Annotated in this window: 15 protein-coding genes and 1 pseudogene; 7 read left to right on the top strand and 9 right to left on the bottom strand. The window is 50.2% G+C overall.

Annotated features, from left to right (window positions below):
* The first annotated feature begins 31 nt into the window (after positions 1-31).
* The 5 genes and pseudogenes from ACXAG2_RS12720 to ACXAG2_RS12700 all read left to right on the top strand — a co-directional run bounded on the left by ACXAG2_RS12720 (position 32) and on the right by ACXAG2_RS12700 (position 4,972).
* Positions 32-1,897 carry a metallophosphoesterase family protein gene (locus ACXAG2_RS12720; RefSeq protein ID WP_474867509.1) on the top strand — a complete coding sequence of 622 codons (1,866 nt, stop codon included), beginning with the start codon at positions 32-34 and terminating at the stop codon, positions 1,895-1,897.
* A 10-nt stretch (positions 1,898-1,907) separates the two neighbouring features.
* Entirely contained in the window at positions 1,908-2,447 is a 540-nt protein-coding gene (gene fldB / locus ACXAG2_RS12715) for a flavodoxin FldB (RefSeq protein ID WP_474867506.1), read from the top strand.
* Positions 2,431-3,233, top strand: a pseudogene (locus tag ACXAG2_RS12710) (CLCA_X family protein). The gene fldB and the pseudogene ACXAG2_RS12710 overlap by 17 nt, the downstream one beginning before the upstream one ends.
* A gap of 141 nt (positions 3,234-3,374) precedes the next feature.
* The gene (locus ACXAG2_RS12705) at positions 3,375-3,782 is read left to right on the top strand and encodes an ExbD/TolR family protein (RefSeq protein ID WP_119503483.1); all 408 of its coding nucleotides are present in this window, start codon (positions 3,375-3,377) and stop codon (positions 3,780-3,782) included.
* 185 nt (positions 3,783-3,967) lie between these two features.
* Complete coding sequence (locus ACXAG2_RS12700) at positions 3,968-4,972, top strand: choice-of-anchor A family protein (RefSeq protein WP_474867503.1); 1,005 nt, start codon at positions 3,968-3,970, stop codon at positions 4,970-4,972.
* Here the strand turns inward: ACXAG2_RS12700 and ACXAG2_RS12695 are convergent.
* The 7 genes from ACXAG2_RS12695 to ACXAG2_RS12665 all read right to left on the bottom strand — a co-directional run bounded on the left by ACXAG2_RS12695 (position 4,952) and on the right by ACXAG2_RS12665 (position 14,766).
* Positions 4,952-7,255 carry a cellulose synthase subunit BcsC-related outer membrane protein gene (locus ACXAG2_RS12695; RefSeq protein WP_474867501.1) on the bottom strand — a complete coding sequence of 768 codons (2,304 nt, stop codon included), beginning with the start codon at positions 7,253-7,255 and terminating at the stop codon, positions 4,952-4,954. The genes ACXAG2_RS12700 and ACXAG2_RS12695 overlap by 21 nt on opposite strands.
* Entirely contained in the window at positions 7,245-8,285 is a 1,041-nt protein-coding gene (locus ACXAG2_RS12690; RefSeq protein ID WP_474867498.1) for a family 8 glycosyl hydrolase, read from the bottom strand. Before ACXAG2_RS12690 ends, ACXAG2_RS12695 begins: the two co-directional genes overlap by 11 nt.
* Entirely contained in the window at positions 8,285-10,555 is a 2,271-nt protein-coding gene (locus ACXAG2_RS12685) for a cellulose biosynthesis cyclic di-GMP-binding regulatory protein BcsB (protein WP_474867495.1), read from the bottom strand. Before ACXAG2_RS12685 ends, ACXAG2_RS12690 begins: the two co-directional genes overlap by 1 nt.
* Positions 10,555-12,762, bottom strand: a complete 2,208-nt coding sequence (gene bcsA, locus ACXAG2_RS12680) for a UDP-forming cellulose synthase catalytic subunit (RefSeq protein ID WP_474867491.1) — start codon at positions 12,760-12,762, stop codon at positions 10,555-10,557. The genes ACXAG2_RS12685 and bcsA overlap by 1 nt, the downstream gene beginning before the upstream one ends.
* Before the next feature lies 1 nt (position 12,763).
* Positions 12,764-13,243 (bottom strand): hypothetical protein, encoded by a 480-nt coding sequence (locus ACXAG2_RS12675; RefSeq protein ID WP_474867488.1) that lies wholly within the window; start codon positions 13,241-13,243, stop codon positions 12,764-12,766.
* A 159-nt stretch (positions 13,244-13,402) separates the two neighbouring features.
* Positions 13,403-14,074 (bottom strand): tRNA1(Val) (adenine(37)-N6)-methyltransferase, encoded by a 672-nt coding sequence (locus ACXAG2_RS12670; RefSeq protein WP_474852604.1) that lies wholly within the window; start codon positions 14,072-14,074, stop codon positions 13,403-13,405.
* Positions 14,075-14,127: 53 nt separating this feature from the next.
* The gene (locus ACXAG2_RS12665; RefSeq protein ID WP_349589370.1) at positions 14,128-14,766 is read right to left on the bottom strand and encodes an NAD(P)H-binding protein; all 639 of its coding nucleotides are present in this window, start codon (positions 14,764-14,766) and stop codon (positions 14,128-14,130) included.
* Positions 14,767-14,826: 60 nt separating this feature from the next.
* Between ACXAG2_RS12665 and ACXAG2_RS12660 the strand changes: the two genes are divergently transcribed.
* On the top strand, positions 14,827-17,040 hold the full coding sequence (locus tag ACXAG2_RS12660; RefSeq protein WP_474867486.1) for a S9 family peptidase: 2,214 nt from the start codon (positions 14,827-14,829) through the stop codon (positions 17,038-17,040).
* Between the two features lie 52 nt (positions 17,041-17,092).
* On the opposite strand, the gene ACXAG2_RS12655 is transcribed toward ACXAG2_RS12660, so the two are convergent.
* Together ACXAG2_RS12655 and ACXAG2_RS12650 are read right to left on the bottom strand one after the other, a co-directional pair.
* Positions 17,093-17,467, bottom strand: coding sequence for a PH domain-containing protein (locus tag ACXAG2_RS12655; RefSeq protein WP_119502559.1), 375 nt, complete (start codon positions 17,465-17,467; stop codon positions 17,093-17,095).
* Positions 17,468-17,488: 21 nt separating this feature from the next.
* Entirely contained in the window at positions 17,489-20,377 is a 2,889-nt protein-coding gene (locus ACXAG2_RS12650; RefSeq protein WP_474867483.1) for a putative bifunctional diguanylate cyclase/phosphodiesterase, read from the bottom strand.
* Between the two features lie 140 nt (positions 20,378-20,517).
* On the opposite strand from ACXAG2_RS12650, the gene ACXAG2_RS12645 reads away from it, so the two are divergent.
* Positions 20,518-21,525, top strand: coding sequence for a serine/threonine dehydratase (locus ACXAG2_RS12645; protein WP_474867620.1), 1,008 nt, complete (start codon positions 20,518-20,520; stop codon positions 21,523-21,525).

The raw sequence follows: 21,525 nt of genomic DNA, 5'->3' as shown, positions 1-21,525 counted from the left end.
TCTCATCAAAACACAGGAGCTTTACATCGTCATGTCATCTTTACCACTGGTAGTGGCGGGGCCGGTTCTCAGGCACACCCACTCACAGGGCTTCACACTTTGGCTTGTTACCAGTGAACGGGTTGATGCACAACTGATATGTAATCAGCAGCAGACAGAATGCGCTCAGCATACCGTACAGGCCGGTGAACGGGCCTTCGTTACTTTGCTGGAAGCCCACCTGGCTTCACCACTGACCGCAGGCAGTTTAAACGAATACGAACTGCGTTTTGCGTCGCAATCACAGCAAAGTCAGTGGGATAATGAAAAGCAGACCGTGTTGTTTGAAGGGCAATCAGCCCTTTCTTTTTACTGGCAACCGGCACTGACAAACGTGTTACACGGCTCCTGCCGGAAACCTCATCATGATGAAAAAGATGCGCTTACCCGTGTTCACGGATTAATTGAAGAGGAATTCAAAGGTGGTGTCTGCCGGCCGGACATGCTGCTGTTGACCGGCGATCAGGTATACAGTGACGATGTCGCCGGTCCAATGCTTCAGGCGATACAGCAAGTCATTACTGCGCTGGGGCTTTTCGGTGAGCCCCTTGAAGGCGCAGTGGTGGACCACAGTGATGCACTGACCTCTCACTCATTGAATTACTATCAGCGGGACGAAATCCTCCCCAAAATAGCCATGAACACGGCACTGTCGAAGCTCTTTTTCGGCGCCAAGAAAAAACCGGTGTTTACTTCAGTAAATGCAAAAAACCATTTGATTTCATTTTCAGAAATCATGGCCATGTATATCCTGGTGTGGTCGCCGGCGATGTGGCGCGACATCAAATTTTCAGACAGTCACATCCCTGAACCCTACAAAGCTCAATTTAATCAGGAACTGACAGTTATTCAGGCTTTCGCAGCCACCTTGCCGGAAGTGCGCAGTTCTCTGGCACACCTGCCGGTCTACATGATATTCGATGATCACGACGTGACCGATGACTGGAATCTGACCCGAGGATGGGAGCAGGAAGTGTATGGTCACCCCCTGTCAAAACGTATGGTGGGCAACGCACTGATAGGTTACTGGCTTTGCCAGGGCTGGGGTAACCAGCCGGATAAGTTTACAGACATTCTGGAAACTGCTGCCGGCGTTTTCACTCCCGACGGCCTGAATGAACATGATGCTTTCATTGATACGCTGCTGGATTTTGAAGAATGGCACTACACTCTGGAGACGTCACCGCCGGTGTATGTGATGGATACCCGTACCCGCCGGTGGCGCTCTGAATCCAGTCTGAATAAACCTTCCGGGTTGATGGACTGGGAAGCACTTTGCGAATTCCAGCAGGCATTAATTGGAAAGGAGGCGGTGATAGTGGTGTCTGCCGCCCCCATTTACGGCGTAAAGATGATTGAAGCCATCCAGAAAGTATTTACGTTTTTTGGCAAAGCACTCACCGTAGATGCAGAAAACTGGATGGCCCACCGTGGCACGGCAAACGTCATTCTGAATATTTTCCGCCATTATAAAACGCCGCCGGAATTTATTATTTTGTCCGGCGATGTGCACTACTCTTTCGTGTATGATGTGCGCCTGCGGTTCCGCCGGAACAGCCCCCATATCACTCAGTTTACCTGCAGCGGTATTAAAAATGCGTTTCCTGAAGGACTATTGCGCTGGCTGGAAAGATTAAACCGTTGGTTTTATGGTCATAAATCGCCGCTGAACGTTTTTACACGGCGCCGGAATATGTCGGTGAGATCGCGCTCTCCCGATGGCATCGACGGTAAAACCTTGTTGAACCGCTCTGCAATCGGCCAGCTTGTTTTAAACAAGAATGACACCACTGTAATTTGCAAAGCGTTGTGCAGTAACGGGGATACGGTAGAATTCCCGCCCCGGAAAGAAGAATAGAGGTAAAAGAATGAGCGATGAAGCCCTGTCCATCGGTTTGTTTTATGGTTCCACCACCTGTTATACCGAGATGGCAGCCGAAAAAATTCAGGCTCAGCTGAACAGTATTTTTGATGCGCAGGTCGTCAGCGTTTTTAATATCAAAGATACTGCGCTGCAACAGGCAGAAGCTTTCGACATTCTTATATTCGGCATCTCCACCTGGGACTTTGGTGAGCTGCAGGAAGACTGGGAATCCAGTTGGGAAGACGTGCACAAGCTGAACCTTACCGGTAAAACTGTTGCCCTGTTCGGATTGGGTGATCAGTTCGGCTATGCCGACTGGTTCCAGGATGCGCTGGGCATGCTGCACGAAGCCCTTGAGCCGTCAGGTTGCCGCTTTATCGGTTTCTGGCCCAATCAGGGCTATGAGTTTGCCGAATCAAAGGGACTGACGGAAGATAAGTCTCAATTCGTCGGCCTTAGCCTCGACGATGAAAATCAATTTGATCAAACCGATGAGCGCATCAACACCTGGTGCCTTCAGCTGTTAGATGAACTCGCCGGCTAACGCCTCTTCAGGCAGACTCCACCGCGAGTTCTACCGCAACGGTCCATCCCACCGCGACGGTGCGGACGTCAGCTTTAATGACATCCGCAAGTTATTTAATTTCTCTGCAATTACCATTGGCAAATGGGTCACGGCTGAAGAACAGCAGCTTGCTGCCAATTTGTTCTTCGATGCCCTGTACGATCTGATCGAAATATTACAAATAAACGAACAGGTGATCTCGCTGAACGGCACATTATCGCTGGCGTTTGGCAGTGGCGGCCAGAAACACGCCAGCGCCCACTATAACAGTGCTAAGCGGCAACTGGCTCTGGCAAAGAACGCCGGTGGCGGCGCACTTGCGCACGAATGGTTGATGCCTTCGATCACTACATTGCATCCCGCGTTTTTAGCGATCTGCCGCCGGGATCATTTGCTTCCAAAGCCTGGCTGGACAGTGCGCCAATGCGTGCTCACCCCCTGAATGATAAGCTCTGCGAGTGTTTTCAGGTTATGTTCCTGAACGATCAAAAAGCACCGAATGATTATCTTTTGCGATCAATAGAGGCTGATCGCGCGTTAAAAATGTATTACTATGCTATGCCACAAGAGATGGCGGCGCGGGCATTCGAAGCTTGTATCCAGGATCATCCCGTGAAGAATGCGTTTCTTGTGCAGGGAACAAAAAAGTCTGCTGAGGCTAGACTTGGTATTTATCCTCATGGTAATTTGCGTAAACAGCTTAATGATGCATTAATGTTGTATTTTTACCAGTTGGGTAAGGCCCTGACTAAAAAATCATCGTAATAATATAACTCACCGGTGATTTTGGCTAAAAAGCCAGCAACAAGTGTTAAGAATGGTGTCTGTTTATTACAAAATGCTACCAGTTTTGATAACAAACAGTATACTAGGGTGCTCGAACTTAAAGAGAAGAATGACTACGAGATGAAAAGAAAAAAGCATACCAGTGCCGATGACGAGGCTCAGATTGACATGACCCCCATGTTGGACATCGTGTTCATCATGTTGATCTTCTTCATTGTTACCACCTCTTTCGTGAAAGAGAAAGGTCTGGACGTAAACCGTCCTGATGACAGCCAGGCAAACAACAACAAGCCTTCCAAATCACTGTCTATCCGTATTGACGCGAATGGCGTGATTACAATGGGTGGTCGTGAAGTTGATATCCGTCGTGTTGTTGCGAACGCGCAAACGTTCCTTGCAGAAAACAACACTGACTCTGCAGCAATTCAGGCAGAAGAAAATACCGAACACGGTATCGTTGTTGAAGTAATGAACCAGGTTAAAATTGCAGGTATTGAAAAGGTATCTGTTCTGGTGAAAGAATCCTGACCATCAGTATTTCTTTTCTATCAAATTAAAAACGCGGCTTATGCCGCGTTTTTTGCATCAGTATTGTTCAACATACCTTCCTTTGCTGGTGTTGACCGGCCAATTAACATACAATCTTTACGTTATCTTTATTCATGCCTGAAATCACAAAAGGGAAGCATTCGGGCAAGCTTAGCGGAGCGTTTATGCGTCATTTACGTTTAAAACATCTTTTCATCGGATTGTTATTCGGCAGCCAGCTGGCCAGTGCCGCGCCTGTGTATCTGAATGAAGCTTTTGATTTCAACGCGTACATCATGGAAAACATGACAGGCACTCAGTCTGATGTAGAGGGTACGCTGGCCGTGGGTGGCGACTTAAACCTGCAGCACTATGGTATTGGTCTCGAACTGCCGGAAAATGGTCAACAAAACACCCTTACAGTGGGCGGCAACGTCACCATGCGGGATGCCCGTATTTACAATGGTGACGCTGTTGCCGGTGGCACCATTGATATCGACAGTTCTGTTGGCCTGTATGGCGTTAATGCAACGAATAATACACACAGTTTTTATAATGACAGCTCCTTTGATTTCACCAGTATCAATCAGGATCTGCTGACCACGTCTTCGTTGTGGGGCGCTTTGTCAGACAATGCTACCACAACGGTAACCGGTAACGGCACAGACGTGTGGAGTATCAGCTTTGATGGCAACAGCGATTTTAACGTGTTCTCTATTGATGCCTCGACCCTGTCTGCAGCAAACAAAAGCATTTATCTGAACGTTGATACAGACAGCTACAACATTATCAATGTGACCGGTACGGATGTATCTCTGTTTAATACCGGTTTTTATGGCGCAGACGGCAATAAGATTGCAGATAATCAGCCGGGGGTTTACCGTCACGACGGTACGTACGCGAATAATGTGTTATTTAACTTTGTTGATGCCACATCACTGACCCTGAACGCCATTGGTTTTAAAGGCAGTATTCTGGCTCCGTTGGCAGACACGGTATTCTATGACGGGCATATTGATGGCAACTTTATTGTGAAAAGCCTGACATCGCCTGTGGGTACACTGACAGGCCAGATTAATAACTATCAGTTCGGTAACTTTACTGTCAGCGAGCCCGGCGGCGCGTTGTTTTTCGTCATCCTGATGGCATTTGGTCTCCGTCAGTATTTATTAAAAAGCAAAGCCTTTTAATTCCACAGACGACCCTATCAGTGTTTCGCTGGTTACGCCCTTACGTGGGGCGGCATACCAGCGAAGCTCAATACCAGCATACGTTGCCTGATACGCCACAGCATGTGAGCGGCTGACATAACCCGCCAGCGACCAGTGATTCCCAAACAAATACTGACCTTCAATCAGCAACTCACCGTTGACGCCTGACACATTGGTTGACGGTAACACCGTGACTGAATCCTCAGTTAACGGAAAGCGCGGCCCGCCATCCTGTTTGATTGAAGACCAGCCGAGACTGAAACGGCCTCTCAACTGCCACAGTCTACCTTCGGCGGTAAGAAGGTCAGTGCTGACCCCGGTACTGAAGAATCTCTGCGGACTGAAATAGCCGCCATGTCCGGCCGTAAAACCACTTAAATCGTGATCATACTGCTGCCAGCCGAGATACGGTGCCACGCGAAAATAGTCCAGCCAGTCTTTCTTATCGCCGGATAATTCTCTGCTAACTTCAACCCGCAGGCTGTGCATGGAGTTATCTTTCACCTGCTCTCCGTCAAGCATGGCGGTTTCTGCTGACAAAGATGCTGACCACACATCGTTCAGGGCCACTACACCCAATCCACGCAGACCTGTTTGCATAACACCGCCCCACGCTGCGCTACTGTCACGTGATGAGGTATCAAACCAGGTGCCGGTCTGACTGAGAACACTGTCTTTTCTGCGTTCTCTGTAAGCCAGACCTGATACTAAGAAATCAGCCTGATACCAGGTAGCCCCTAAGGCACCGGTCAGACGGGTAGAGACAGGTTGATCAAGCAGCAAGTACCCGGCCTGACCGTACCAGGTCCAGTCCTGTTCCTGACGGGTTAAGGAAACATCGATGCCCTGCCCGGCCTGCTTTGCCTCACCGGCAAAGTCAGCATCAGACAAGCCTGTACCAAACCAGCTACCGGCATCCGGTGTCCCGCTGAACACCTGCTCGTGACGCACACTGACATCGACACGGGTATCTTTAAAGACATCAGTGAAGCCGGTATAACCGGCATGCTCATCAAGATGGCCAAGCCCCCTTTCACCGCTACGGTGACGGGCTGATAAGCCGGCATAAACCTGCACATCGCCGGCGGTTGATTCTTTTGCCGGATTAGCATTGTAACGATCAGCCAGGTCGAACTGTTTTCTCCCGAATGCCTGTCCGCCTTCCTGACTGCTGATAAACGTGGCAATAAAGGGATACTTTGCTGACAGCGGCATCAGCGCTTCAGCATTGTAATCAAAACTGTGAATAACGGCAGACTGAACCTCTTCGTCAGCCGGGGAGTCTGCCAGCACAGACAGAAACACCTTCGAAGCGGCCGCTTTATTACCGCTTTCATCCAGTGCCCAGCCGTACAGCATTGCCTGGTCACGGCTGAGAAGATTACGCTCTTTAAGGGATTCTGCGGCACGGATGCTGGCTGCATAATCTTTCGCTTCCCATGCAGCTGTTTGCTGTGAAGACAATCCGTCACGGCACCATGTTGTTAATTCAGTCGTGGCAGGAGTAGTACAAGCCAGTACAAGTGCGTCTTTACTGTGTCCCTGCCCGTCCAGGCTCAATACCTCACCGTAACGGTTACCGGTTATCCTGAATAAAGATCCCGAGCGGGTAAACTCACCGGCATCAAAAGCCTGCCAGGCAGCACCGTTTATCAGTGCGGCAACTTGCTGCGGCCATGCATCATAAAGCGCTTGCAACCCGTTAAGATCGTCTGCAGCCATGGCCTGAAAGCTGAGTGCATCCACAGCCGCACCAATGGCATCTTTTTTCTGTCCGGCACTGCCTTCACTGACCAGAGAGAACAGAGTCATGGCTTCGTTATATTGCTGCCTGGCCATGTAAATCCAACCGGTCAGTAACAAGTCCGCGTCATTACGTTTGCTGTTAGCAATGGTTGCAGCACGGGACACTGCAACGACAGAAAGCCTCTGCCACTGCTTTTCTTTCATCGCTGCCAGCCGGCCCATAAATGCCGCATCGGGGTCTTCTTTAACGGTCTCTTTTTTCCTTTCGACAGGGACCACCGGCTTTAACGGTTTATTCAGCAAGCTGATAGCCTGCTTAAGAGATTCTTCCGGCTGCCAGTCAGGATAACGGCTTTGTAAACGCTGATATTCGGCGTTCGCCAGCGCCACCTGCTTATGTTTAATGTGATACCACACGCCGGTGAGATCCGGTGCTTCAGCCGCTTGAAGAGGCGCATTCAGGCCCAGAGTCGTCAGTACTGCTACGGTTAAAAGTGACAACCGCTTAACTGCCATGCCGGTTTCCTTCTTGTATTGCCAGACGGCTAAGCATAATGAGACTTGCTGAATAGTAATCAAGCTCACCGTTAAGGGTAAATACACCGGCGGCGTTATCCCCCTTCACCGGCTCACCATAAAGCTGTGCCGTCGCGGCACTTGCCGCTTTCATGCCCGGCGTCAGGGGATATTCTGCCACCGCACCGGTAAGTAAGTTTTTAGTTGCCGGTGCAGCGGTATCTGCCCAGTAATCCAGAAAAGGCTTCGCTACCTGCTTATCGATATTTTGCCAGCCAAGTTGCAACGGAATACGACAGGCATTGAACCCGAACTCAGGGTTTACTACATCTTCAAGACTGATGCCATCGTCTGTCACTCTTAACCAGTCCGGGGTTAATGACCATTGGTTATTACTCTGCTGTATCAGTGAAATGCCGGATACGGCCAGATCGTCCCAGGTTTCATCGCCGGTAGCATCAGCGGCAGCATTCAGCGCCGGAAATACCCAGTAGGATAAATTCACCTGCACATCGCCGTTGGGGTAAATAAAACCATTTTCCCCCGGCAGCAACAGTACGTACGGGTGTTTAGCCACGACCATAGTGGCCCTTACAGCCTCCAGAATCGCCATGGCTGATTTACGGTACACAGGTTCCTGCCATTTATCTGCCGCTTTAATTAACGCCCAGGCGATAAGTATATCCCCGTCCGAGGCGTTATTGGGATCATCCACACAGGTTCTGCCCTGTTGAGGACACGGCGTGTACCGCCAGCTGAACAGCTTATCGGCTCGCTGTAAGGTAGTGGCTGTCCACTGCCATAATTCGTCAAACCGTGCCTTGTCGTCAGCCGCCACAGCGAACAACATACCGTACCCCTGCCCTTCACTGTGGGACACATTATTGTTACCGGTGTCGATAATACGACCCTGGTCGTAAAATCTGGCCGCGTAGGTGTCCCAGGCGAGGGCGGACTCACTTTTGCGGGCAGGAGAGCAAGCAGTCATCAGCACCGCCACAGAAATTAAAACAAAGCCAAACCGTCTCATCACCATTGGTCCTGCATCTTGTTATTCCGGCGGCGTAACAACCAGTAAGCAATGAATGAACAGAACAGGACCAGCACAATAAACGCAATTAGCCAGTACCAGGGATGGTTCGACAGCCACATGCGGGTTTGCAGCCAGCTATCTTCAAATTCTCCGACCACGTAAACATCGGCAACCTGCATCACCAGCGCCGGCTGCTCAGGGTTTTCCCAGGCAAAGAAGTCTCCCCCCAGTTGCCCCCAGATGGACGGTGAAATCAGATCCTGCACACGGTCATTGAGTTGTAAGGGGGTATCAGCGGCCATCATAAATATTGTGCCGGTACCGTCACTCTGCGGGTTCTTTTGAGCAATCAGGACTGCCAGATCGCCCAGCCCGCTTTGCTGCACTGTCACGCCGTGCATGATCAGATCTTTATGCTGTTTGTCTTCTGCCGCTTCCCGCAGACGGTTGTGCAGCATGTTTTGCAGGCGGTAGGGCCACTTTTTGGCATTATCAAGCGACGCACCGAACGCAGTGGCATAACCCTCCGGTACAGAGTCCGGTGTGGTCATCAAAAATGCGGTATCGGTTGTCGTGCCTGGCACGCCTTCAATAACGTGAATATCGGGAAGCAGCGTACCTGCTGTCTGCGCCAGTTTACCGGCCAGTGTCAGTGCACCACCGGTCATGTCCGGCCGGGTCACGTAAATATCAGCAGACTTGCGCACAACAGATGCCATGGGGTAAGCGGTTTCCCCAAACAATCGCAGATCAGGCTGCCTCGCCACATGTCCCGCTTCCGGCAGCTCTATTCGGCTGTCAGGTAACAACTGGAAGTAAAGATGACGCCCTGCCACATCATCACACACCACATCCGTAATAGGTGCACGCATCGCCACGTCGAAATCGAGACGGTTGCGGCCTCCTTTCAGGTGCCTTGCAGGCACATTTAACTGATACTTGCGGAAGGAATCACCATTGGGATTTGATAACGGCAATCCATGCACCAACTTGCCGTTTATCAGCACATTCATCATTGAACCCTGACCAAACTCAGCACCGTAGGCAAAATCCAGCAACAAGGTTACCGTGGCATTTTCAGGCACATAGAAATCCGCCGGTAAATTGAATTCAACTCGCTTGGTAGTGGCAGTTTCTCCGCGGTATTCCGCACCACCGTCGCCCATATCCTGAAACGAATAGCTTTCCCCGGGCGTCAGGGTGTCGGCCACCAGCGGTACCTGATTGCTGGCAGTCTGGAAGCCGTCAATCAGAATGAAGGGATCCGGATTCAGTGCATCATCCATCAGAGCCAGTGTAGTTGCAGCGCGCTGTACCTGCCCCTCATTAGTACCGGAAACAATCAGGCGCTGCCGCGCCGGCACCAGCACCTTGTCATCCACCACAATGGCTGGTGTGGACTCGATACCTAAATATGCATCTTGGATTTGATTGAAGGTTTGCTCAGATAAAAACGGACGCAAAGAAGACGCCGTTCCCACTACCACATGTAAGGCTTCCTTCGACCTGTTATCAAGATAAAAACTGCTGATGCGATAGCGTTCCGCCTGTTCATCACTCCACGGCGTCAGATCATCTCTGGCCGGCAGCGCACGGGTATTGTCCAGCTCGCCATGGCGGATTGCCAGATTCTGGTAATCTGCACGTAGCGCCAGCGCCTGAGCAACCAATGGCAATGCAGTGGTGAGAGTAGATCGTTCAGCTCCGGACGCAGTAAACAATGTGACGCCCTGTTGCCGGCCGATACCGGGATTAAACCGGTTCTTTAAATCAGCCAGCACGGCCGGGCCACTAACTGCTGATGTTTCTACAGACAGCACCGAACGGTATAAATCGATTTCACTCCACAGTTCCGGCGCGGCGTTATCAACACACTGGTTGGCATAATGCTGACTCACAGCAAACGTCAGGGTATTGAATCCTTCACGCCAGAGTTCAGCAGGAATATCAATTTCCGGACGGAAATTCGGCGCATTAGGATCCAGCGCAATCTGACTGATGGTGGCATTGTTAAACCGGACCGCCAGAACCGAACGCTGCCGGATGAGAGCGATAGAATTTACCGCCCGCATGTCCAGTGTGGCTTTCTCCACCTTCAGACCACCGGACAATGGCACAGATAATTCAAATTCTGCCACTGCCCCTTCCATTCTCAATGTACTGTCACCTGCATACAAATCAGACAGTCGCACTTTGTGGGTTTCTGCTGCTATTGCCTGACTTAACAGACCCAGGCCAAATAACAGGACGAAAACCATTTTTTTCATTATGTGCTTCCTTTAGTTGTGCGCATCTTTTGCCAGTAGCGGCGGCTGTTCAGATACAAATGCTGAAATGCCGGTCTGACACTTACCCTCAGTACATGTTTAACACCGAACCAGTAGGACACCGGGCGGGTTCTGCGACGCTGGAAACTCTGCCAGCGCCGGCTGTCGCCCAGAACAAAACGGACGATCTGGTCAATATTACCTTCGTCCTGAACAAACTGAAATCGTACAAATTTATTGTCAGGAGATACAGACAGCACCTGACACGGCAGTCGGACCTTGCCTAAGTCACCTTCTCTGTCTGTGATCAGCGTCACTTTCTCCGGCAATCCGGCAGTGTCGCCGCTCAGCCTGAGCTTTGCGCCCCCCAGAGACAAATCAATCAAGTGACCGGTCCAGGCATTCCCATCAGAGCCGATAAGACTGATGTAATCATTGGCCGGCAACCGGGCCTGTTCCCGCACTTGCTTACGCTCTACCAGCACACCCATTACACTGACAAGCAACAACAGATTAAATGCGTTCCAACCCAACACCACGGCGGTGAGTTCACGGGTAAGGGGTTCATTCACCATTTTTACCACACCGGCTACCATGGCAACGCCCACCAGCAACAGCAATGCATAAAATACACCGGAAAGAGGTGAAATAAAGGTTTGAGTCAGGTTCTCCCCTTTGGGCGTCACAACAAACGATGGCGCACGGGGATTCCTGAACACTTTCGTAAGCGCCCTGAGAGTGAAGATACACTGCAGGATCTCATAAAGCTCTGATACCAGCGGCCATCGGGTTTTACCGAATAACATGGTGGATAGCATGTAAGTCGCAATGACGTGGGGCATGGTGTAAGCCATGATCTCAGTCATAGAGGCGTGGTAAACCTGCATGCCGAAAACCAGATAGGCCAGCGGCATTAAAAGAAAAATAATACGTGCGAAGGGAAACAGCCAGAACAGAATTGAACTCATATAGCCCATACGCTGATGCCAGCTCAGCTTCTTTTCCATAAACGGCTTTTTCAGCAACAGGATCTGTGTCATGCCCTGCGCCCAGCGCATGCGCTGCGTCACAAAAGCGTCGAAAGTCTCCGGTGCCAGACCGCTGACCATCGGGCGGTCTACATAAACGGACTCATAACCCATGGCGTGTAAATCGAAGGCGGTCTCAGCATCCTCTGTGATCGACTCTCCGGACAACCCTCCGACCATTTCAAGGTGACTACGCCGGAGTACCGCCGCAGAGCCACAGAAGAAGGAGGCTGACCAGAAATCCAGCCCCCGCTGAATCGTGCCGTAAAACATGTCGTTTTCTGAAGGCATTCTGCTGAATGCAGAGAAATAGTTCCGCTCCACCGGGTCGGGGTTCGCCATAAAGTGAGGTGTTTGTACCAGAAAAACTTTTTCGTTCTCCACCAGCCAGGGCACGGTATGATCAAGAAAATCCATGGTCGGCACATGGTCAGCATCAAGCACAACGATGAGTTCACCATTGGTTTCCAGCAACGCATCGTTGATGTTTCCCGCTTTCGCATGATGATTCAGTTTGCGGGCATGATAATGTACGCCAAGCCGTTCACACATGGCCGACAGTTCAGCTTTGCGTGCTCTGGCGCGGTTTGCCGCCGCGACATCCTGTTGCGTGATTTTCTGCTCTGTACTGCCATCGTCAAGCAGATGAACAGCCAGTTTTTCCTGCGGATACTTCAACATCAGCGCCGCGCGCAGGGTCACTTCCAACAGTTCCGCAGGCTCATTGTAAGTGGGAATAAGCACATCAACGGTGGGTAACTTTTCTTCAGGAATGTTGCGGATGGTTTTGAGAGGCCGGCTCAATGGCAACGAATTCACAATACATCCCATTACGTGGGTAATGCCGGCATAAATTTCAGCCAGATAAAGCAACCATACAGCCACCAGCGACAAAACGTCTGTTGCCGTGAGGGTATACAGCCCGCGCCAGATCAGGTACCGGACAGTGAGCGCCAGGCCAAGGAAAATAGCCACCATGCGAAAAAACTGCTGATACTTGTGATAGGCGCGTGACTCCTGGGAACAGAGGTGCACGGCAATAAGGAGGACAGCGGAAACCAGTAACTGAGACCAGGCATCCATAGGCACCAGTAACAGCAAACCCAGCAGGCTTAAACCGGCAATAAAAACAATCACCAGCCCCCCGGAACGGGGACCGGAAACAGAATTTGAAAACAAATCAGCGCTCCAAAATGGGAACGCGGGTAACTGCTGAATAATTCCCGCGGTTAATCAGTACAAGGTGACTGTCAGTGACTTCAACTTCATGATTACTCTGGTAAAAACGTTTTGATAAAGCATCTCTGTGACGACGTTGCTCTTTAACCAGCAGATAGCATACCGGCTGTACCACACAACCGCTGAAGAAAGCAATAAACTCCAGCGTAAACAGCCATACTGGTGATACGGGCGAGACAAACAGTGAAAAACACAGCATACAAAGGCTGATCACCACCACCACCAGCCAGATTGACATCATACGTTTAGCCCGTTGCAGGGCTTTCTCTGCCGCACAGAACTGCCGTAAACGGTTCTGCCATAAGTTCTCCAGTTGATAAACCGTGTTATCACGGAAGTGTTCAGTGCCGGAAAAACTCTCAGACTCACTGCTAAAAGCTTCGCCTTCACTGACCTGCAGCGGAAAATTATCAAACGACATTACACAAGGCTCCCGGAAATGTAGCGCCTTTCCGGATAACCGGAAAACGTGCTGATTTCTTAGATCATAGTTTAAAGCCGTGCCCTGGCAGGATAAATTCAACTTATGGCTGATACTTATATGAAGTTATAACACCAGAAAAATGGATTCAATGATGCGCTAAAATTTTAAGTAGAATTCACGACATAAGCGGCGAAATTCTGACGTGTACTCTCCGTTACCGTCCCGAATCGCCAGTTGCTTACTATCCAAGCAATTTCTTTGCCGTTTAAAACGCCAGGCGATCAGATAAGGCTGTTTATCCACCACCGCACTGACGTACAGCCTTTGACTGGCGTAGAGTCCGGCCTTTTCTGCAGTTTCAGTAATCAATGTTTCCCGGGAGGCAGGATATACGCAGTAGAAGATCCCATCGTCAGTCAATTGACGGGAAACAACATCAAAAAGTGTAGCGGGCGACAAGCTGTCGTCAATTCTGGCGGTTGCCCGTTCTGTGGTCAGCGTTGTGTATGCCCGGGAGCCCCCGGACACTGATTCAAAGTAAGGCGGGTTCGTTATAATCACATCAAAACGGCCAGAGAATGCAAGGGAAGTGATGTCACCGGTTAACGCCTGTAACTGAGTTGACCAGGGGGATGCAGCAAAATTCTGTGCAGCCTGTGCGGCTGCCGGCCCGTCAATATCCACCGCCGTTATTTGTGCAGCAGAACTGGCCTTTTGCGCCATCATCAGAGCAAGTATGCCGCTGCCTGTACCAATATCCAGCACCCGCTTTGCATTGCCGGGCTGCGCCCAGCTTCCCAGCAACATGCTGTCAGTATTTACTTTCATGGCGCAGTTATCCTGGGCCACCGCGAACTGCTTACAACGAAACCCCTTTCCCATTACTGGCTGTCAAACTCCTGCAGAGTAATCATTTTATGTGCCACTTCCGTGGCAGACACGGGGCGGTATTTCTTCAGTGGACCGGCCATAAACACACCCAGAGCAGGTGCTATCATTTGCCCGAAAGCTTCCAGCGGACGGCTTTCATTTCGCTCACCCAGCAGTAATGAAGGTCTGACCGCGGATGCATTAGGTAGTTGAGGCATCCGCATTAATGCATCTTCCAGTTCTCCTTTTACGCGCAGGTAAAAGTTGCTGCTTTTCGCATCTGCTCCCACTGAGGATATCCACACAAAACTGTCGGCGCGCTGCGCCCTGGTGAGCTGCGCGGCAACGTGGATATACTCGAAATCGACTTTACGGAAAGCCGCCTTTGAACCGGCCTGTTTAAGGGTTGTACCTAAACAACAATAAACATGGTTAACACTGAAATAGCCCTGATAATCCTGTAACTGCTCAAAATCGATAACCAGCGGTGTCAGCTTACCCAGCGGGTCGCTGAACAAGCTAGCCGGCACAGGTCGCCGGACCAGGATAGTAATAGAATCATATCTGGGATCGAGCAATAGCTGGCGAACCAACGCCTTTCCCACCAATCCTGTCGCACCCAGCACTAAAGCGGTTTTATTGCTATTCACCTTGTGTCATCCTTTAAATATCCGACAGACTTTTATAACTAACGATTGCCAAAGATAATAATGAAAAAAACGTTACTACTCGGAGCCCTTATGCTCAGTTCACTCGTTCACGCCAAAGATCTATCCATCGAACGTATATTTGAATCACCGTCACTCGACGGAAATGCCCCGCGGAATTTGCAGGTCTCCCCTGACGGACAACGGGTAACCTTCCTGCGCGGAAAGCAGGATGATTATGATCAGCTGGATTTGTGGGAATACCACATCCAGTCCGGCGAAATCCGCATGTTATTCGACTCAGCCACCCTTGCACAAGGCGACGGTGAACTGTCTGACGAAGAAAAGGCCCGTCGTGAACGTATGCGCTTATCCGGCAGCGGTATTGTCAGCTACCAGTGGTCAGCCGACGGCAAAGCCTTACTGTTTCCTTTAGGTGGTGACGTGTTTTATCACGAACTGGGAAAAGCAGGCGCCAGACAACTGCTTGATACGGACGCATTTGAAACAGATATCACTTTGTCTCCGAAAGGCAATTTTATTGCTTACATCCGTGATCAGAACCTTTATGTGAAAAACATCGCCAGTGGCAAAGAAACGGCGATTACCCAGGGCGGTGGCGGCAATATCAAATATGGTATGGCCGAGTTTGTTGCACAGGAAGAGATGGGTCGTATGACCGGTTACTGGTGGTCACCCGATGAAAAATACATTGCATTTACCCGTGTAGATGAAAAGCCGGTAGACATTATTACCCGCTCTGAAATTTATGCGGACAGCATAAAAATGATTGAGCAGAAGTATCCCGCTGCCGGCACCCCGAATGTGGAAGTGACGCTGGCAATTCAGGAAATTGGCAGCGGTGCCCGTCAATGGGTGGATTTGGGCAAAGATAAAGATATTTATCTGGCCCGCGGAGCCTGGATGCCATCCTCCGGCGTTTTCACCTATCAATGGCAAAACCGTACCCAGCAGGCGCTGGAATTACGCGCTTATGATCTGAATAGTAAAAAACAGACCGTACTGATTAAAGAAAACAGTAATACCTGGGTTAATCTGAACGATGATTTGACCTTCCTGCCAGAGCGCAATCAGTTCATCTGGGCATCAGAGCGCGACGGCTACAAACATCTTTACCTGTATAACAATGATGGTTCTCTGGTAAAGCAGCTAACAAAAGGCAAATGGGTCGTGGATGAGCTTGAAGCCATCGATCCTGAAACGGGCAACATTTACTTTACCGGCAGGAAAGACACGCCTCTTGAGCGTCACTTATACAGTGTTTCAATTGATGATGGTGACATTCAGCGTATCTCAGAGAAAGACGGCTACCACAGCATCACTTTCTCTTCCGACGCCTCGATTTATGTAGACAGCATGTCAACGGTGAATCACCCTGCTCAGGTGAGTCTGCACAAAGCCGGTGGCGAACAAATTACCTGGCTTGAAGAGAATGCTGTAGACGACAATCATCCTCTCAGTGCCTACATGGACAGTTGGACAAAACCTGAATTCGGCACCATTACCACTGACGATGGCGCAGAGCTTTACTATCGTCTGTACAAGCCGGAAAACCTGGAAAAGAAACACCCCGTAATTGTTTATCTTTACGGCGGCCCTCATGCACAGGTTGTGACTAACAGCTGGGGCGGAAACCGCGGCCTGCTGATGCAATATTGGGTAGATCAGGGTTATGTGGTGTTCAGCATCGACAACCGTGGTTCAAACTATCGCGGCAAAGCGTTTGAAGATCCTATTTTCAAGAAAATGGGAACGGTAGAAGTGGACGACCAGGTGGCGGGTGTGAAATTCCTGCGTACACTGCCGTATGTGGATGCAGACCGCATCGGTGTTCATGGTCACAGCTATGGCGGCTACATGACACTGATGTCGATGTTCAAAGCCGGTGACTACTTTGCTGCCGGTGTCTCCGGTGCGCCTGTCACCGACTGGCGTTTGTACGACACGCATTACACTGAACGCTACATGGGTAACCCGAAAACTGATGATGATGCTTACACAGCCTCCAGCGTCTTTCCTTACGCGCAAGACTTAAAAGGCGATTTGCTGATTTACCACGGTATGGCAGACGACAACGTGCTGTTTACCCACAGCACTAAACTGTACAAGCATCTTCAGGATATGGCGATCCCATTTGAAACCATGGATTACCCGGGTAAGAAACACAGTATCCGCGGCAAAGAAACCGGTATTCACTTGTACAAGACCATCACCAACTTCTTTAACCGTAATCTGCATCCTTCGAAAGCGGATTAAACAAAAAACGGGCTGCAATTGCAGCCCGTTTTGATTTCCATGCAGTCCGGATTTAACCGAACATCTGATTAGCCAGTGCGTTCTGTACGCCCTGCGCGGCATTTTTGCTCAGCTCAATTTCAACTGGTGCATCCTGACCCGACACCCAGATTTTCAGTTCAGAATCCGTATCGAAGTGTCCCGCCGTTTCCACTACAAACTGGGTAATGGATTTGTAGGGAATTGAATGGTAATTCACTTTGCGACCTGTCAGTCCCTGCTTATCAATGAGGATCATTCGCCCGGAAGTAAAGACGATTAAGTCCCTGACAAGTTTGTAAGCACTTACAACGGACTCACCTGCGCCCAGTACCGGTGCTAATTCTTCAGCCACAGCCTGCGCATCAGTTTCACTGGCATTACCTAACAACGCATCAAACAATCCCATGGGTTCTCCTTAAAATGACGTTTATGCCCGAAGCAGATTAACATTATCACGGGTATGCAAACGATTCATCAATGGTAGTGGTTTACCCAGAGCAAAACCCTGACCGTAATCGACGTTCAGTTCCCGTAATGCATCACAGGTAGCCTGGTCAGTAACGAACTCAGCGATGGTTTTCTTGCCCATACTTTGCGCGATAGCACTGATCGCTTTCACCGTTTCATGGTCGATACTGTCTCTGGCCATATTTTTCACGAAGGAGCCGTCAATTTTCACAAAATCGACTTCCAGATTTTTCAGATAGGTAAACGATGACATCCCTGCGCCGAAATCATCCAGTGCAAACAGGCATCCTTTACTACGTAGAGTTTCAATGAAATGTCTGGCTGCATTAATATTGGTTACTGCGGCAGTTTCCGTAATTTCAAAGCAGATTTTGTGTGCAGGCACTGTTGAGCGCATTACCCTGTCGACGATACCTGCGAGCCCCGACGGGTCGCCTAAAGTCAGACCGGACAGATTAATTGCCACTTTACCCAGTCTTTCCAGGTGAGCAGGATGTGCTTCCAGTACCGACAAGGTGCGGTCAACCACCCACCCGTCAACCTGATTCATCAGACCATGTCTTTCAGCCAGCGGAATGAACAATGCGGGACTTATCAGCCCGCCTTTACCATCCGGCAGCCTGAGCAATATTTCGTAGTGTTCCAGCGCCTGTTCTTCTTTGTGCATAGGCACTATGGACTGACTGTGCAATTCAAACAGCCCGTGCTGGATTGCCCGCTGCAGTGCATGTAACACACTGCTTTCTTTATTCAGCCCGCTTCCGCAGCCATCAGGCTGATGCACCACATAGCGGTTGCGGCCCTGATATTTTGCCTGATAGCAGGCGTTGTCAGCCGCCTGGATCAGTTCTGCCGCTGAACCGCTGTTTTGATCAATAGAAATGACGCCGATACTGGCGCCTACGTAGAAAAGCCGGTCTTCATAGACAAAACGGTATTCAGACACGGCTCTGATAATTTCATCAAGCTTTGCCGTAACTGCTTTCAGCGTTTGATTGGAAAAAATAATGCAGAACTCATCACCGCCAATGCGCGCCAGCAATTCATTTTCAGTAAGATGGCGGGCAAAAATACCGGCGACTTCTTTCAGTAAACGGTCGCCGGCGGGATGACCGCAGCTGTCGTTCACCAGTTTAAATCTGTCCATGTCGATAAAACACATCACACCGGTTTGCTCTCCCCGTTTAACGCTTTCAAGCAACACGTGCAGTTCGTTATCAAAAGCATACCGGTTCACCAGTCCTGTGAGCTGATCATGACTGGCCTGAAACACCACCTCTTCCTGCAGAGCCTGCTCTTTTGTCACGTCCCTGGCAATCCCTTCCACGGCAATGAGTTTGCCGTTGTCGTCACACACCGGTGTGTCGATGAATTCAATGACAAAAATCTCTCCGTCTTTTCCCTGATAATGAACAAGATACGGTTCAGGCTTAACTCCCTTTGCGATTGCATCTGTAACAGAGTGAATATTATCCGGTACGCGGTAAGTCAGACTGGCAGACTGTTCACAAAATTCGTCAGCACTCAATCCGGTAATGGCGCTGAGTCCGGCACTGACAAAAACAAACCGGTGATCAGGTGTTCTGGTGTACACGAAGTGGCGCTGCATGTTGTCCAGTAGACGCCGGTAACGCTCCTCGCTTTTCTTTAAATCAATTTGTGCTCGGAACCGCTCTGATACATCCCGCATGGTCAGCGCCAAGGTTTCTCCTGCCTTCACCATCTGAATTTTCAGCCATCCTGCCGCCGTAGCATCTGTATCGACTTTTACATAGGTCTCGTAAGGCACTCCCGAGTCTGACACTTCCTTTGCTGCGGTTGTCAGCTCAGGATGACCAAGAAATGCCATCAGGTAGTGCAGTGTGTGTGGCAATTGCCGGTTTTTCAGAGAGGGAAACAGTTCATAGCTAACGGTATTGGCTTCAAGCAGTACAAAGCCACCGGACGCGGGCTGGTAAATCATCAGTGCATCCAGACCGGCTTCGCTGGCTATCTGATAACGCTTCTGGCTGACAGATAACCTGACTGCACCTTTTAACTGTTTATGGAAAATCCAGCTTACCAGCAACGACATCAGCACACCCGCCGCGCCCAGCAACCATCCGGCGTCGAACCTGGCGGGCCGGCTCTGTATTTGCAGTGACCAGTCGCGCCCCAGAAAAGCAATTTTGCCGGTTTCGACAATTGAACCGTCATCAGCAAAATCACCGGCTTCCAGTAAATGTGCATCAATATCGCGGATCATGAAATTAAACTGAGGCCCAACCAGCTCCCCGACCATGGCGTTAAGAATTTCACTGACATCGAAAGTGGCTACCAGGAAACCCAGTTCAGGCTCCTGCGTACTGATGGCGCGGGCGTATACTAAGAAATAATGGCCACTTGTCCGTGACTGCACCAGCATACTCTGAAAATCATCAGACAGGCGAAGTGAAGGGAGCCTTAGCGGCAACTCTTTCCTTTCAGGCTTTGCAAAGCCGGCAGCTTCTGCCCCCTGCCCTTCCGGAATAGTCATCCAGCGGATCTTCCCGCTTCTGTCTGTCACAGACAATGACGTATAGCCGTGCTGAATATTCATCAGCGACACAGCCTGAACGTTGAACCAGTCAATTTCATTGGGAGAGAAAGCAGGCCAGGTCTGCATCAGACTGATCATTGCCTGACGACGCTCTGCAGAAAACAGTTCAAGGCTGTTTTTCAGCTGACTGGCCAGTGAGGTGGCCTTGGATATACGTGACTGGCGTTCATCGTTAATGAGGTAAAAGCCTGCCGCGACGAACAGGAAACTCAATAACAAAAACAGCATGAACGGGAGCAGGTAAACCCTGCTTTTCTTTCGTTCTGGCATCACATCACTACCCGGCTATGTTGAAACCGGGAAAAATACTACAAAAGTATGAAGCTTTTATTAAGTCGCAGCATCACAGAAACAGTGATAGTGTAGAAGGTTGAAATAGCGAAGACTATCAAGGAACAAAAGTGACAGATATCCGCCTTCCCACCTTCGATGACGTGCATGCGGCGACATTACGGCTTAAGGGAAAAGTAAGCCGCACACCTCTGCTGGAATCCTCATTATTAAACCGCTGGCTGGGTCAGCGTATTTTGTTTAAAGCAGAATGCCTGCAAACTACCGGCGCATTTAAAATGCGCGGTGCAACAAATTTTATCAGCAAGCTGGCAGAGCAAAATGCTCTCCCTTCACGCATTGTGGCAAACAGTTCAGGTAACCATGCCCAGGCCGTGGCTTATGCTGCTGCACAACAGAATATTCCAGCAACGATTTACTCCACTGAAAATATCTCTGCGGTAAAAGCCGCTGCGACTAAAAGCTATGGCGCGACACTGGCGTTGTACCCTACGCGGCCCGAAGCCGATGCAGCGGTGGCCGAAGCAGCAAAAGAAGAAGGAACTGTATGGATCCCGCCCTTTGATCATCCGGATATTATCGCCGGTCAGGGCACAGCATGTATGGAAGCGCTGGAAGATGCCGGTAAAGTGGATGCCGTATTTGCGCCTTGCGGCGGCGGTGGCCTTATCAGTGGCACCTTACTTGCTGCCAGAGCCCTGCAACCGGATGCCAAAGTCATCGGCGCAGAACCTCAGGTAGCCAACGATGCATCGCGTTCTCTGCAAAGCGGTATTATTGAATCACTACCGGGGCCCGCAAACACGCTCGCAGACGGTGCGGCCACACCTGCAGTTGGCTTGCATACCTTCCCGCTTTTACAGCAACTGGATGACTTTTACGAAGTTGATGAAATCCAGATTGCCTACTGGACCCAATGGTTACAACATTTGCTGAAACTGCATGTAGAACCCACCAGTGCCATGAGCATGGCAGCGGTAACCTCATGGGCACTGGAAGCACCAAAAGGCCAGACCGCCCTGGTAATACTTACCGGCGGTAATATCAGCCAGCAGAGCATGCAAAAAATCTGGGCGACAGACTATTTACTTCAGCCACCTAACTTAACTGAACAGGAGCAGGACTAA

This window comes from Alteromonas sp. ABH4_456 (genome assembly GCF_056160645.1).
Note: the sequence above shows the minus strand (reverse complement) of the source record. Positions and strands in the feature narration are given on the sequence as shown.

Excerpts from the sequence above, each read along its gene's own strand:
- ACXAG2_RS12720 (WP_474867509.1), top strand. The coding sequence starts at position 32 with ATGTCATCTTTACCACTGGTAGTGGCGGGGCCGGTTCTCAGGCACACC.
- fldB (WP_474867506.1), top strand. The coding sequence starts at position 1,908 with ATGAGCGATGAAGCCCTGTCCATCGGTTTGTTTTATGGTTCCACCACC.
- ACXAG2_RS12705 (WP_119503483.1), top strand. The coding sequence starts at position 3,375 with ATGAAAAGAAAAAAGCATACCAGTGCCGATGACGAGGCTCAGATTGAC.
- ACXAG2_RS12700 (WP_474867503.1), top strand. The coding sequence starts at position 3,968 with ATGCGTCATTTACGTTTAAAACATCTTTTCATCGGATTGTTATTCGGC.
- ACXAG2_RS12695 (WP_474867501.1), bottom strand. The coding sequence starts at position 7,255 with ATGGCAGTTAAGCGGTTGTCACTTTTAACCGTAGCAGTACTGACGACT.
- ACXAG2_RS12690 (WP_474867498.1), bottom strand. The coding sequence starts at position 8,285 with ATGAGACGGTTTGGCTTTGTTTTAATTTCTGTGGCGGTGCTGATGACT.
- ACXAG2_RS12685 (WP_474867495.1), bottom strand. The coding sequence starts at position 10,555 with ATGAAAAAAATGGTTTTCGTCCTGTTATTTGGCCTGGGTCTGTTAAGT.
- ACXAG2_RS12675 (WP_474867488.1), bottom strand. The coding sequence starts at position 13,243 with ATGTCGTTTGATAATTTTCCGCTGCAGGTCAGTGAAGGCGAAGCTTTT.
- ACXAG2_RS12670 (WP_474852604.1), bottom strand. The coding sequence starts at position 14,074 with ATGAAAGTAAATACTGACAGCATGTTGCTGGGAAGCTGGGCGCAGCCC.
- ACXAG2_RS12660 (WP_474867486.1), top strand. The coding sequence starts at position 14,827 with ATGAAAAAAACGTTACTACTCGGAGCCCTTATGCTCAGTTCACTCGTT.
- ACXAG2_RS12655 (WP_119502559.1), bottom strand. The coding sequence starts at position 17,467 with ATGGGATTGTTTGATGCGTTGTTAGGTAATGCCAGTGAAACTGATGCG.
- ACXAG2_RS12650 (WP_474867483.1), bottom strand. The coding sequence starts at position 20,377 with ATGCCAGAACGAAAGAAAAGCAGGGTTTACCTGCTCCCGTTCATGCTG.